At 60.1% G+C, this 13,722-nt stretch carries 13 protein-coding genes and 2 pseudogenes; 5 read left to right on the top strand and 10 right to left on the bottom strand.

Annotated elements, in window-relative coordinates:
• The first annotated feature begins 53 nt into the window (after positions 1–53).
• Positions 54–470 (top strand): VOC family protein, encoded by a 417-nt coding sequence (locus tag AC1DNI_RS02925; RefSeq protein ID WP_113280239.1) that lies wholly within the window; start codon positions 54–56, stop codon positions 468–470.
• Positions 471–476: 6 nt separating this feature from the next.
• A complete protein-coding gene (locus AC1DNI_RS02920) occupies positions 477–1,364 on the top strand; it encodes a DMT family transporter (RefSeq protein WP_477690755.1) in 888 nt (295 codons plus the stop codon).
• Here the strand turns inward: AC1DNI_RS02920 and AC1DNI_RS02915 are convergent.
• Positions 1,355–2,221 carry a protein-L-isoaspartate O-methyltransferase family protein gene (locus AC1DNI_RS02915; RefSeq protein WP_477690754.1) on the bottom strand — a complete coding sequence of 289 codons (867 nt, stop codon included), beginning with the start codon at positions 2,219–2,221 and terminating at the stop codon, positions 1,355–1,357. The two genes, AC1DNI_RS02920 and AC1DNI_RS02915, sit on opposite strands and share 10 nt — an antisense overlap.
• Positions 2,222–2,235: 14 nt before the next feature.
• Positions 2,236–3,172: pseudogene (locus AC1DNI_RS02910) on the bottom strand (LysR family transcriptional regulator).
• Between the two features lie 163 nt (positions 3,173–3,335).
• On the opposite strand from AC1DNI_RS02910, the gene AC1DNI_RS02905 reads away from it, so the two are divergent.
• Positions 3,336–4,520, top strand: coding sequence for an MFS transporter (locus AC1DNI_RS02905; RefSeq protein ID WP_477690753.1), 1,185 nt, complete (start codon positions 3,336–3,338; stop codon positions 4,518–4,520).
• 15 nt (positions 4,521–4,535) lie between these two features.
• Positions 4,536–5,360: an aldo/keto reductase gene (locus tag AC1DNI_RS02900; RefSeq protein WP_477690752.1), complete on the top strand. Its 825-nt coding sequence runs from the start codon at positions 4,536–4,538 to the stop codon at positions 5,358–5,360.
• 115 nt (positions 5,361–5,475) lie between these two features.
• On the opposite strand, the gene AC1DNI_RS02895 is transcribed toward AC1DNI_RS02900, so the two are convergent.
• The 6 genes from AC1DNI_RS02895 to AC1DNI_RS02870 all read right to left on the bottom strand — a co-directional run bounded on the left by AC1DNI_RS02895 (position 5,476) and on the right by AC1DNI_RS02870 (position 11,344).
• A complete protein-coding gene (locus tag AC1DNI_RS02895; RefSeq protein ID WP_051614826.1) occupies positions 5,476–6,303 on the bottom strand; it encodes a D-alanyl-D-alanine carboxypeptidase family protein in 828 nt (275 codons plus the stop codon).
• A 192-nt stretch (positions 6,304–6,495) separates the two neighbouring features.
• Positions 6,496–7,542, bottom strand: coding sequence for an L-idonate 5-dehydrogenase (locus AC1DNI_RS02890; protein ID WP_477690751.1), 1,047 nt, complete (start codon positions 7,540–7,542; stop codon positions 6,496–6,498).
• Positions 7,539–8,945, bottom strand: a complete 1,407-nt coding sequence (locus AC1DNI_RS02885; protein ID WP_153666600.1) for a TRAP transporter large permease — start codon at positions 8,943–8,945, stop codon at positions 7,539–7,541. The genes AC1DNI_RS02890 and AC1DNI_RS02885 overlap by 4 nt, the downstream gene beginning before the upstream one ends.
• A gap of 3 nt (positions 8,946–8,948) precedes the next feature.
• On the bottom strand, positions 8,949–9,521 hold the full coding sequence (locus tag AC1DNI_RS02880; RefSeq protein ID WP_091920240.1) for a TRAP transporter small permease: 573 nt from the start codon (positions 9,519–9,521) through the stop codon (positions 8,949–8,951).
• A 69-nt stretch (positions 9,522–9,590) separates the two neighbouring features.
• Entirely contained in the window at positions 9,591–10,568 is a 978-nt protein-coding gene (locus AC1DNI_RS02875; RefSeq protein WP_113280231.1) for a sialic acid TRAP transporter substrate-binding protein SiaP, read from the bottom strand.
• 23 nt (positions 10,569–10,591) lie between these two features.
• Entirely contained in the window at positions 10,592–11,344 is a 753-nt protein-coding gene (locus AC1DNI_RS02870; RefSeq protein ID WP_027230571.1) for a FadR/GntR family transcriptional regulator, read from the bottom strand.
• Positions 11,345–11,741: 397 nt separating this feature from the next.
• On the opposite strand from AC1DNI_RS02870, the pseudogene AC1DNI_RS02865 reads away from it, so the two are divergent.
• A pseudogene (locus AC1DNI_RS02865) lies at positions 11,742–12,063 on the top strand (transglycosylase SLT domain-containing protein); the annotation flags it as partial.
• 201 nt (positions 12,064–12,264) lie between these two features.
• Here the strand turns inward: AC1DNI_RS02865 and thiD are convergent.
• Both thiD and thiE read right to left on the bottom strand, forming a co-directional pair.
• Complete coding sequence (thiD, locus tag AC1DNI_RS02860; RefSeq protein ID WP_477690750.1) at positions 12,265–13,059, bottom strand: bifunctional hydroxymethylpyrimidine kinase/phosphomethylpyrimidine kinase; 795 nt, start codon at positions 13,057–13,059, stop codon at positions 12,265–12,267.
• Entirely contained in the window at positions 13,056–13,718 is a 663-nt protein-coding gene (gene thiE / locus AC1DNI_RS02855; RefSeq protein WP_477690749.1) for a thiamine phosphate synthase, read from the bottom strand. The genes thiD and thiE overlap by 4 nt, the downstream gene beginning before the upstream one ends.
• Positions 13,719–13,722: the final 4 nt, after the last annotated feature.

The raw sequence follows: 13,722 nt of genomic DNA, 5'->3' as shown, positions 1-13,722 counted from the left end.
CTGCTTTTTTGCTGTTAGCGTCCGCCGCACCCCGCTATTGATCAGGATTTCCCATGCGCTCGTTGTTTCACCTTGCCTACCACGTCACCGATCTCGACGAGGCGAGGCGTTTTTACGGATCAATCCTCGGTTGCGAGGAAGGACGAAGCACGGACACGTGGGTCGATTTCGATTTTTTCGGCCATCAGATTTCGCTGCACCTCGGCAAGCCGTTCGAAACCACCAACACGGGCAAGGTAGGCGACCACATGGTGCCGATGCCGCATCTCGGCGTCATCCTGCCGCTTGACGCCTGGAACGATCTGGCCGCGCGCCTCGCCAAGGCGGATGTAGAGTTCGTCATGCCGCCGACCGTGCGCTTCAAGGGCGAGTCGGGTGAGCAATGGACCATGTTCTTCCGCGATCCTTCGGGCAATCCGATCGAAGTCAAAGGTTTTGCGGATTTCGCCGGAATTTACGCCAAGCAATAATTCATCATGCCGCAATCCACACTGAAGGCTGCCCTCTGGATGATGGGATCGCTCACGGCGATCCTCATGATGGCCATATCCGGCCGCGAGGCCTCTCGCGAGCTCAATGTCTTCCAGATCATGGAGATGCGCTCGCTGATCGGTCTTGCCATGCTTTATCCGCTCGTCCGTTCTTCGGGCGGCATCCGGGCCATGAAGACGAGCCGCATCTGGCAGCATCTCGGCCGCAACGCCGCGCATTATGCCGGACAATTCGCCTGGCTCCAGGCCCTGTCGATGATTCCGCTGGCGCAGGTCATCGCTATCGAGTTCACGACGCCGGCCTGGACCGCGCTGATGGCCGTGGCCTTCCTCGGCGAGCGCCTCAATATCTGGCGCATCCTCACAATCATCCTCGGCATTATCGGCGTGGTCATCATCGTCCGCCCGGGTATCGGTTCGGTCGAAACCGGACAATTGATCGTGCTTGGCGCGGCTTTCACCTTCGGCATTTCCTTTACGATGGTGAAATCATTGACGCGAACTGACAGCGTCGTGAAGATTATTTTCTGGATGCTGATCATCCAATCGGCGATCGGCCTCCTGCCCGCCCTGCACGTGTGGCAGTGGCCATCCTTGCACGTCCTCCCGTGGGTGGTCATCATCGCCTTTACCGGCACGTTTTCGCACTTCTGCATGGCGAAGGCGCTGCAATATGCCGACGCAACGGTGGTGATCCCGATGGACTTCCTGCGGGTGCCCCTGATGGCTGTTCTCGGCTGGCTGATCTATGCCGAGCGCGTGGATATGTTCACCGCACTTGGCGCAGTCCTCATTCTCTGCGGTAATCTTCTCAATCTCAAGAACCGAACGTCTGTCCGCAACAAGGATGCCGTTTCACTGTCTCAATCGTAGGCGAGACACCAGCCCTTTCCCTCAAGCCAGCAACGCTCGGGGGGTACATCGTTTGAACGGTAGAGGCGCGTCACGCGCTTGAGCTCGCCATTGCCGAATGCGATGGCAAGAGCTCTTTCGGACTCTGGATCCCGCATCCCTGCGCAGGGATAAATCGCTACGCCCGAGACCGCCCGCGCAGCGTACGCATCGCCTTTGCGGGTAATGAGGAATACGGCGCCGCGGGGACGCGAGCCACGGCCGATCAGGGTGAAGCCATCGTCGGTCGTGAGCGGCAGAAGAAGCCGGCCCCCGTCCTTGAGACGATCGAGCCAGCCATCATCAAGCCTGGTTGCGCCGGCATTGACGTAGATCACATCGGCGGGCTCGAACGATCGTTTCGTGCCATCCCCCCGAACGATCTCGACGTTGCGGTAACCGGCGAGATATTCCTTCGCGCGCGCCGCAAGATCCGCTTCGATTTCAATGCCGAGAACGCGTCCTGAAAGTCCCGCGAGATGCGCCATGATCGCGGTATAATAGCCCGTGCCGGTGCCGATATGAACGACACGCTCGCCTTCGGCAATGTTTGCGTGACAGAGGAGGTGGGCATGCAATGACGGTTCGCCATTGTTGATGTGCCGCTCCGGCGCGATGCCAACAAGATCATCCGTATAAAGGTGAACCGGATCGTCATCGGCGCTGAGACCAAAGCCCAGTCCGTACCTGATGATCGGCCATGGACCCGGACCGAGAAAGTCCTCCCGCGGCACCTCGGCAAAGGCCCGCTCGATGCGCGGGTCGTCCACGCCAACGCTTGCCAGCACCTTGCCGGCATAGGCTCGCCTTATGCGTTTCAAGTCTTCGGAATCAGTCATGGGCATGATCTCGATCAGCCAGCTTTCGCTGCTTCAGGAACTGAGAGTTCATCGCACGGTCCAATATTCTCTACCAGAAAATCGACGAAACTGCGGACTCTTGCCGCCAGATATTCATGACCGACGAAGACCGCATGGATGAGTTCAAGGTCGCCGGCATTATATGCCTCGAGAAGCACCTTCAGACGGCCTGCACGAAGGTCATCGATCACATGAAACAGGCCGAGCCGCGCAATTCCAAGTCCGGCGACACACATCTGCTGGGCCGTTTCACCGTTATTGGAGATGAAATTGCCAGAAACGGCCGAGTTCCGTTTCCTTTGACTGCGGGTTATGGAAAGGCCACTCGTTCAAGGTGCGGCGAAAGTTGAAATTCAGGCAATTGTGGTGCTGCAGGTCACTTGGACGCTCCGGTATGCCATGCCTGTCGAGATAGTCCGGCGAGGCGATGACCACGACGCGGCTTTCGAAGAGTTTGCGCGCCTTCAATGCCGAATTGCGCATGGGGCCGACGCGGATCGCTATGTCTGCCCGCTCCTCGATAAGGTCGACAACGCCGTCGCTCAGCGACACATCCAGCCTGACATCGGGATATTGCTCGAGAAACTTCGGCACGAGCGGCAAAACGCAGGTGACGCCAACAGGCACAGAGGAATTGACGCGCAGCAGTCCGCGCGGCTTGGCGGATGCACCATGGGCGACCGCCCGCTCCGCCTCCTCGATCTCGGCGACGATGCGCATTGCACGCTGATGATAGACCTCGCCTTCAGGCGTCAGTTGCAAGGTGCGGGTTGAGCGGACGAGAAGCCGTGTGCCAAGCCTCTCCTCGATGCGGCTGATCATCTTGCTGACGGCAGACGGTGACAGACCAAGGCGTCGTCCCGCCGCAGAGAAGCTGTTGAGCTCCACGGCTTGAACGAAGACGTCCATTTCTCCAGCCCGGTTATCCATCTAGAATCGCGCCATTTGTGAACTCACGTCACAAGTATTGCGCGTTGCACCCCGATTATCAAGGTAATCGCCGCAAGCCATATTCACTGCAACGAACTCAAGGTTCGACATACTCAATTTCGCGGCCGGTTCCCAAGATCGCCGTTTTGAAAAGGACAGCACAATGCCTCTTGCTCTTCTGGCGTTGACGATCAGCGCCTATGCCATCGGGACGACGGAGTTCGTCATCGTTGGCCTACTACCCACGGTCGCCAACGATCTCAACATCTCCCTGCCGCTCGCGGGGCTTATTGTCAGCGTCTACGCGCTCGGCGTGACCTTTGGCGCGCCGATCCTCACCGCTCTCACCGGTCGCATCGAGCGTAAGCCGCTGTTGCTCGGGCTGATGGTGCTCTTTATCATCGGCAACACGGCCGCGGCACTTGCGCCAAGCTATGAGCTGCTTCTCGTCGCGCGCGTGCTCAGCGCTTTCGCACACGGGGTTTTCTTCTCCGTAGGAGCGACCATTGCCGCCGATCTCGTTGCCCCCAACCGTCGCGCTTCCGCCATCGCCATGATGTTTCTCGGCCTTACCGTCGCGATCGTCACCGGCGTCCCGCTCGGTACCTTCATCGGCCAGCAGCTTGGCTGGCGCGCCACATTCTGGGCCGTATCTGGCCTCGGCGTCATCGCTTTCGCGGCGATCGCCATCCTCCTGCCTTCGCAGATCGCCAAGGCGGCGCCTGCCCGCCTGATCGACCAGGTGCGTGTCCTTGCGAACGGCCGTCTGCTGCTCGCTTTCGGCATGACCGCACTCGGCTATGGCGGCACCTTCGTCATGTTTACATTTCTCGCTCCGGTGCTGCAGCAGATCACGGGCTTCGGCGAATCTACCGTCAGCCTCATTCTCGTGCTCTATGGCCTCGCGATCGCGGTCGGCAACATGGTGGGCGGACGTATTGCCGACGGCAATCCGGTCGGCGCGCTGGTGGTCATGTTCGGCCTGCAGGCTGCCGTGCTTGCCCTTTTCACCATCACGGCCGTATCGCCGATCTGGTCGCTGGTGACGCTCGCCGCCCTTGGCGCGCTCTCCTTCTCCAATGTTCCGGGGTTGCAACTCTACGTAGTACAGCTTGCAAAGGTACACACGCCCGATACAGTCGATGTCGCCTCGGCGCTCAACATTGCCGCCTTCAACCTCGGCATAGCCGGCGGCGCATTCCTTGGCGGCACCATCGTCGCTTCCCCGCTCGGCCTTGGCGCAACGCCATGGGTCGGTGCAATTCTCGTCGTCGGAGCCCTCGGCCTGACGCTCTGGAGCCAGATGCTCGACCGGCGTGCTTCGGCCGCAGTACTGGCCACCTGTTAAGTCAAAGGAAGAACCATGTTCAACGTTAATGCCAATGGCGCAGAAATCCCCGCAATCGGCTTCGGCACCTTCCGCATGCCGGGCAGCGATGTGCTGCGCATGGTGCCGGCCGCATTGAAGCTTGGCTACCGCCACGTCGATACCGCACAGATATACGGCAACGAGGCCGAAGTTGGCGAAGCCATTGCCAATTCGGACGTCGCTCGCGGCGATGTCTTCCTGACCACGAAGGTGTGGGTGGACAAGTATCGTCACGACGCCTTCGTCAGGTCGGTGGACGAGAGCCTCAAAAAGCTGAAGACCGACTATGTCGATCTTCTTCTCCTGCACTGGCCGCAAAGCGATGTGCCGCTTGCCGAGCGCATCGGCGCGCTCAACGAAGTGCGCGATGCGGGCAAGGTTCGCCACATCGGCGTCAGCAATTTCAACACGGCGCTCATGGCTGAAGCGGTCAAGCTCAGCAAGGCGCCGATCGTCACCAACCAGGTCGAATACCATCCCTATCTCGACCAGAGCCCCGTGCTCGACGCGGCGCGCAAAGCCGGCATGAGCATCACCGCCTATTATGCCATGGCGGACGGCAAGGTCATCGATGACCCGGCAATCAAGGCGATCGCGGCTGCCCACGACAAGAGCGCGGCACAGGTGGTGCTGCGTTGGCTGGTGCAGCAGCAAGGCGTGGTCGCGCTGTCGAAAACGGTGAGCGCGGAACGGGCAAAGGCCAATTTCGACATCTTCGACTTCGAGCTTTCAAACGAGGAGATGCAAGCGCTGCATGCCCTGGCCCGTCCGAACGGGCGAATCGTCAATCCCGGCCATCTCGCGCCGAAATGGGATTGATCGGGCGCGCATTTTGCGTCCCTTCATGCTCTGGATAAGCCAATGGCGGCCCCTAAGGGACCGCCATTCGCGTTTAGCGACCATCCTGCCGCGTCTGCGGCGGCTGACCTCTCGATTATCGCGATGCCACTTGGGGAAGGTACTGGTTCACGAGGTTCACGACCTGCGCGTCGCGGCTTCTCGCGGTATCACCGCCCATCACGACGGCAACGAGCTGGCGCCCATTGTCGCTGACCGAGGTGACGATGTTGAAGCCGGAGGCCCGCACATAACCGGTCTTGATGCCGTCGGCGCCGTTGACCTGATCGAGGACGCGGTTGTGCCCGCGGATCAGTTTGCCGTTGAAGGCGAACTCATGCACGGCAAAGTAATAGTACTGGCCCGGATAGTGCCGTCGCAAGGCAAGGCCGAGCAGGGCCATGTCGCGCGCAGTGGTGATCTGCTGCGGATCAGGCAGGCCGGATGCGTTGTGGAAGTTGGTGCCCTTCATACCGAGGCGGCGCGCCTTCTCGGTCATCAGCGCCGCAAACTGCTCTTCGCTGCCACCGAGATATTCGGCAAGCGCGACCGCGACGTCGTTGGCCGATTTTACCACGATCGCCTTGATCGCCGTATCGACATCGATGGCCTGACCCGGGCGGACGCCGAGCTTGCTGGGCGCCTGCGAGGCGGCATGAGCCGACATCGGAATAAGCGTCGACTTCGTGATGCGACCCGACTGCAGGGCTTCGAATGTGAGGTAGAGCGTCATCATCTTGGTCAATGATGCCGGAATGCGCGGCAGATCGGCGTTGGCCGAATAAAGCACGACCCCGGTACTGCCATCGACGACGACAGAAGCATATTTCTCGGAATTCAGCGGCAGGACCGCTACTGCGGACGGCGTCGGATCAAGCGTCGCTGCAGTGGTGCAACCGCTTGCGACACCGAGGATCACACCCATCAAAGCCACGGATTTCGAAAACGAATACAAAGCCCTAAGAACTCGCCCCACGTTTGTCTTCCGGATCGTTCCACTCGCGACAGAAGCAGAATTCTATCGCGGGATCGTTAATAAATCGGCGTTACCGGCGCTTGGTAACCGATTTCATCGGCTTCGCCAAGCGCCGTAATGGGCACAAATCGCCGCTGCCGCCTACGCGGTCAAAACGACCTTGACGCTGCGCGAGCGGTCGAGCGCGGTCAGAAACGCCTCCGGAGCACCGCTGAGCGGATATTGAGCCGTCACCAGCCGCAGCACGTCGATCTTGCCCTCGACAATGAGTTCGACCGCCTCGAAGAACTCTTCGCCGAAGCGGAAGGTGCCGACGAGATCAAGTTCCTTGGCCATGACCGCGTTGGCAGGCACCGGGATGGTGCCGCCCGCAAGATTGCCGACCTGGACCACGGTTCCGCCGCGCCGCACGGTGCGGATCGCCGATGCAAGCCCCGCGGCGGTCCCGGAAATTTCGAAGGCGATATCGAACGGGGTCGCCTTGGCCAGCGCCGCCAGTTGCTCTTCGCCCTTCGACAGGTCGACGATCTGGTCGGCGCCGAGTTCTTCGGCAAATTTAAGCGGCGCTGCCGCCACATCGACCATCGTCACCGACCCCGCCTCGGCATGTTTCAACGCGAGCATTGTCAGAAGTCCGATCGGCCCCGCCCCGAAGACGATGGTCGAGAAACCCTTGACGTGGCCGGCGCGCCGCACCGCGTGCAGGCACACGGCAAGCGGCTCAGCCAGGGCGGCGGCCTCAAACGGCAAATCGGCAGGCACCTTGACGCATTGTGCGGCCGTCGCATCGAAGACGCTGGCAAATCCACCCTGCATGTGCGGGGTCTTCGAAGCCGAGCCCATGAAGTAGATATTCTCACACAGGTTGGGGCGCCCCTCATGGCAGTAGACGCATTTTTCGCACCAGCGCGACGGGTTGACCGCAACGTGATCGCCGACAGCCACCGAAGTGACGCCGCTGCCAACGGCGATCACTTCGCCAGCGATCTCATGGCCAAGGACGAGCGGTGAAGTAACGATGAAATCGCCGGTCCGCGCGTGGCGGTAATAGTGCATGTCCGAACCGCAGATACCGCCGGCGCCGAACTTGACCCGGACCATGTTCGGTGCGAGCTCGCCAAGATCGATGTCAACGACGCGCAGATCCTCCGCGCCGAAGAGTGTTGCAGCTATGCCTTTCATACTCATCGGATCAGACCCAATTGTGTTGGCAGCCAAAGCGTAATCGCCGGGATGAAGGTTATGGCGATCAAGGCGATAAAGAGCGGAACGAGCCAGGGCAGAATCGCCATGGTGGTGCGTTCCACGGAAAGTTTTGCGACCCGCGACAGGACAAACAATACCATGCCGAGCGGCGGATGCAGAAGTCCGATCATCAGGTTGAGCGTCATGATCAGGCCGAAATGCACGGGGTCGATGCCGAATTTGAGAACGAGCGGCAAAAGGATCGGCACAAGGATCGTGATCGCTGCGATCGTATCGAGGAAACAGCCGACGAAGAGCATCAACAGGTTGACGAGGATGAGGAACACCCATTTGTTTTCCGTGATGGAGAGGATCGCCGTTGACAGGAGCTGCGCTGCCTGGCTCACGGTCAACAGCCACGCGAATACCGACGCCGCCGTGACGATGAACAGCACCGATGCCGTTGTCTCGATGGTGTCGAAGCTTGCCTTGGCAAGGCTCGACAGGGTCATGGTGCGGTAGCGGACGAGCCCGAGGAACAGCGACCAGAGCACCGCGGCAACAGCCGCCTCCGTGGGCGTGAACCAGCCCATGGTCATGCCGCCGATCAGGATAACCGGGGTCATCAGGGCCATGACCGCCGAGAAGTCGAAATACCAGTCGGCGGCAAGAAGCAGCACGAGAGCGATGCCGACGGAGGCGTTGACCGATAGCCCAGTCAGGGTCAGGAGATAGATGACAAGCGGTACGCTGAAGACGACGACGATCTCAAGCGAGGCTTCGAGAAGCTGCTTGATTTCGAACGGCGCGTCGGAGCCCCAGCGCTTGACATAGGCGAAGATGGCGACCGTGAGCATCATCAGGACTGTCATTACAACGCCGGGCAGGATACCGGCCATGAACAGCGCGCCGATCGACACATTGGCCATCATGCCGTAGATGACGAAGGGCAGCGAGGGCGGAAAGATCGGGCCAAGGGTCGCAGAGGCGGCGGTCACGCCGACGGCCGCTTCAATCGGATAACCGTGATCTTTCATCGCCTTGATCTCGATGGTGCCAATGCCAGCAGCGTCGGCAAGAGCCGTCCCCGACATGCCTGAGAAAATGACCGAGCCGATGATGTTGACCTGCGCCAGGCCTCCCTTCATCCAGCCGACAAGCGCGACCGCAAAGGAGTAGATGCGTCCGGTGACGCCTGCCGAGTTCATCAGATTGCCTGCGAGGATAAAAAACGGCACGGCGAGCAAGGGAAAGCTCTCGACGCCGGCAATCATGCGCTGCGCGACGATGATGTCCGGCGCAACGCCAAAGAAGACGAGATAAAGCACCGACGCGACCGCCATGGAGATCGCCACCGGCACGCCGACGAGCATGAGGAAAAGAAATGTTCCGACGAGCAACAACATCGATCAATCCTCTACCTTGTGAAATTCTTCGGGCCGCTCGAGCACCGAATAGCCCCGGCGCATATTGGCGATGAAAACCTGAACCGAGCGGAAGAGCATCAATACGAATGCGACGAATACGGCGTAAAAGACCATATTGCGCGGCAGGTCGACGGTGACCATACGCTCCTCGGCAACGATCTGCGTGTAACGCCACATCAGCCACACGGCGTAGGCGAAAAAGCCGATGCGGACGATGTCGACGAAAGTCGACAGGGCCCGGGCAACGGAAGCCGGAAGATAGTGATAGAGCACGTCGACCTGGATGTGGCGGGACAGGCGCACGCACATCACAGAGCCGAGGAAGACGACCGCGATGAGACAGTTGGTAGCTATCTCCTCGGTCCAGGCGTAGCTGTTGTTAAGGACGTAGCGGGTGAAGAACTGCAGAAACACGCAGCCTGTCATGAGCCAGAATACGGCGAGCGTCAGCCAGTCTTCGATCGCATAATCCGAAACGTCGGCCACCGGCGCCGCATCCTCGAAGGAATGGGCGATCTCCTCGGCCGTAACCTGTGTGTGGACTTCCTTTGCCATTGGCATTCTCCGGTCTTCGCATCCAGGTGATGGAATGCCGGGCGGACCTACCGCCCGGCCCCCCGCGGATTATTCCTTGATGGCGCGAATGGCTTCCCAGTCGGACTTCTCGTAGCCGAAGTCCTCAAACTTCACCTTCTCCATCACCGTCTTTTCGAAGTCGGCCTTGTCGACCTCGGTCACGTTGATGCCCTTTTCCTTGAATGTCGCCACGAGCGCCTTTTCCTTCTCCTCGATATTCTTGGTCGTACGCTCGGCCGCTTCCTGCATGACGTCGCCGAAGATCTTCTTGTCCTCGTCGGAGAGGCTCGACCAGAGCTGCTTGGAGACGACCGTATTGAGATGATCGACAATATGGCCGGTCAGAACGATGTTCTTCTGCACCTCGTAGAACTTCTTGGCTTCGATCGTTGTCAGCGGATTTTCCTGGGCCTCGACCGTGCCGTTCTGCAGGGCGAGATAGACTTCAGCGAAGGCGATCGGCGTCGTATTGGCGCCGCAAGCGCGCGGCATGGCGAGATAGGCGGGAACATCCGGCACGCGGATCTTTAGGCCCTGCATGTCAGAACACTTGCTGATGGGCTTGTTGGACGTGGTCTGGCGGGTGCCGTAATAGCTGACGGCAGCGATGTGGTTGCCGGTCTTTTCCTCATAGCCAGCGGCGAGACGCTTGAAGACGTCACTTTTCGTATAGGCGATCAAATGCTCGGGACCGCGGAAAATATAGGGGAAATAGGTCACGCCGATCGGCTTGAAATCACGCGCTGCGAAGCTCGATCCCGAAATGATGATATCGACGGTGCCGAGCTTCAGGCCCTGGTTGATATCTGCTTCCTTGCCGAGCTGTGAGGCCGGAAAGACATCGATCTTGTAGCGCCCATTGGTACGCTTGTTGATTTCTTCGGCGGCCCAGACGGATTCCGTGTGGAACGGCTCCGAGGTTTCATAGACGTGGGCCCATTTCAGAGCGGTCTGGGCCTGTGCCGCCGCAGCCGAAAGTGCGAGCGCGGCCACCGCTCCCATAATGGCCATAAGCTTGATCTTCATGTCCTTCTCCTCCCAGATTGAAATCAGATCGTGGTGTTTCGTGTCGAGCCTTTCGGCGGATGACCTTTCTCGCTTTCGAGTTCCTCCTCGAAGCTCCTGGAAAATCTCGATTGTGATTGCTGCAGATGGAACTGCATCGCCGCCTTGGCGCGAGCAGGATCGCCCGAAGCGATCGCATCTCGAATTGCCCGGTGTTCGGCAAATGCCTCACGCCAGGAAACCGCGCTCTCGAAGTAGCTCGCAAGCCGCTCGAAAAACGGTGTCATGCGCTGGTCGAAGAGCTGCCCGACGAACCGCTCGAGCACGGCATTTTCTATGATGCCGGCGATGGTGGTGTGAAACGTCCGGTCGAGCGCAATCGAAGCATGCGGATTATTGAAGGTTTTCGCCATCCTGGTCAGAACGGCATCCATGGCTTCGACCTGAACCGGCGTCACCACTTTGGCGGCTTCCTCGACGATCGCACATTCGATGAGCGAACGGGCACGCAGCAGTTCGAACGGGCCTTCAAGGTCGTCCGAAGGGGCGAGCACAGGCTTTTCTTTGCGTTGATTGGTGACGTAAACGCCCGAACCCATGCGGATATGGATCAGTCCTTCGACTTCCAGCGCAATGAGAGCTTCGCGGATTGTCGGGCGGGAAACACCAAGTTCCTCGGCAAGTTCGCGTTCGCCGGGCAATCGTTCGCCAACGGCGAATGAACCGCATTCGATCAAATCACGGATCTGTTCCGCGACCTGCTGATACAGGCGGCGCGGCTGGATCGCTGCGAACATTGGACCTCCCCGCACGGCTCCTCTCCGCGCATGACTGGTAAACTGGCCTTACCAATCATTAACTGATACATTGATATATATGTTCGAGTCAACCCGTCAGACCTCGCGCCTCTACCTCAGGCAATTGTTACACATTGTATCGGAAAGTGATTGCCGTCGGCACACGCGAACAAGCTAAGAGAAATCTCGATACTCTGACTTCTTCGACCGGTGACCAATGCTGCCTCAAAACCGATTGCCGCGCGCCTTCGCCGCCCTGAGCCTTGCCTTGGTTCTGAGTGCTTGCTCGACAACCGATCCGAAGCTTCCGACCGCGGCGTCGATCCCGGTTCCCGAGGCTGCGCCACGCGTGGCGGCAACTGACTCTCGGCTTTTAGCCAAGACATCCGACAAATCCGTCGATGGCCTGATCACAAAATACTCGGTCGCCTATGCTGTGCCGGAATCCCTGGTCCGCCGTGTCGTGAAGCGTGAAAGCCGTTTCAATCCCCAGGCACGCAACGGGCCCTATTGGGGGCTTATGCAGTTGCTTCCAGCGACTGCACGCGGCCTCGGCCATGATGGCAACGCCAAGGATCTGCTCGATGCGGAGACCAACCTTAAATACGGGGTGAAATATCTCGCGGGCGCCTATAAAGTGGCGGACAACAATCCCGACCAGGCAGTCCGCCTCTATTCACGCGGGTATTACTATCAGGCCAAGCAGAAGGGCATGCTCGACGTGCTCGAACCTTCGGCAGAGCCCGTACAGACCGCTCTTGTTGCGACGTCATCGGAAGCAAGCACGCCCCCTGCCGCGCAGGCGACGAGCGCCCTCATGACGCCGACCGAACTTGCCTATGCCGACGGCAAGGTGGTGTTTCCGGCGGTGATCCCGCTGCCCTTCGAGCGGCAGGATTTGCTGGCCTCCACGATCGTGCCTACCACCACCGGTGGAAATGGTGCACGGGTCCGCGTCCCCGCCCCACTTTGAGCCCACTGCCCGCGAGCATCGCTGACGTCACGTAATCCTTGGCGTGCGCCACGGCATCGGCCAGAATCTCGCCCTTGGCCAGTTCAGCCGCGATGGCCGAAGCAAGCGTGCAGCCGGTTCCATGATCGTTATGGGTGGCGATGCGGGGGCTCGAAAACCATTCTTGCGTTTTTCCGTCGCACAGAAGATCGCTGCTCTCCGCTCCGCTGCCATGGCCGCCCTTGATCAAGACTGCTGAAGGACCGAAAGCCAGCAGAAGCTCGGCCTGGCGCACCATTTCGGCCGCATCGCCTGCGATGGGCCGCCCGGTCAGCAGGGCCGCTTCCGCAAGGTTGGGTGTAACGAGGACTGCGTTGGGGAGAAGCACCTGCCGCAACGCATCGATGGCTCCGGGGTCGAGTAGCTGATCACCTGAGGTCGCGACCATGACCGGGTCGATAACGAGCGCCCGGTCCCAGCCACGCAGGCCATTGGCAATGCTCTCGATCGCTGCCACTGCGGAGACCATGCCGATCTTGATCGCGGCGACGTCAATATCTGACAGAACGGCGTCGATCTGGGCGCTTATGATCGAAGGCGAGAGATTTTCGATTGCTGTCACGCCCTTTGTGTTCTGGGCGGTGATGGCTGTGATGACGCTCGCCCCATAGACGCCAAGCGCCGAGAAGGTTTTCAGATCCGCCTGGATACCCGCGCCGCCGCCGCTGTCCGAGCCGGCGATGGTCAATGCGATCGCGGTCATCGCCGCGCCTCGAGCGCTTTGTCCACGGCCTCGCGCAGTACTTGCGCAGCAGCTTTCGGGTCCACCTGCCGGAAAATCGCCGAAATGACCGCTATGCCATCGGCCCCGGCTTCGATGGCCGGTGCGGTGCGCGCGAGATCGAGGCCGGCAATAGCGCCGATCGGCAGGTCGGGCTTCTTCGCCCGAATGATCTGCGCCAGACGTTGATAGCCGTCAAAGCCGATGGGACCGTCGGGATTGTGCTTGGCCGGCGTTTCGAACAACCCGCCGATGCAAGCATAGTCGATATCGCCAGCGATGGCGGCTTCGGCATCGGATTCGTTCTTCACCGTCAAACCGATGATCGCATCCGGGCCAAGCAGACGACGGACGTCGGCGACCAGCATGTCCTCGCGCCCGACATGGACCCCGTCGGCACCCGTGGCAAGCGCCACGTCGACCCGGTCGTTGACGACGAAAGGAACGCCGCTGCCGCCCAGCGCTGCCCTGATCGCATTGGCACGTTCCACCATCTTTCGTGTTGGCGAATTCTTGTCGCGATACTGGATGATCGTGGCGCCGCCTCGCGCCGCAGCGAGCGCCAGAGCACCAAGGTCTTGCCCGCCGCCGATGGCGTCGACATCAACAATGGCATTCAGCCGGAAATCTACTTTTGGCATGATC

This window comes from Phyllobacterium sp. 01N428 (genome assembly GCF_056399405.1).
This window is presented reverse-complemented; position numbering and strand designations above follow the sequence as displayed.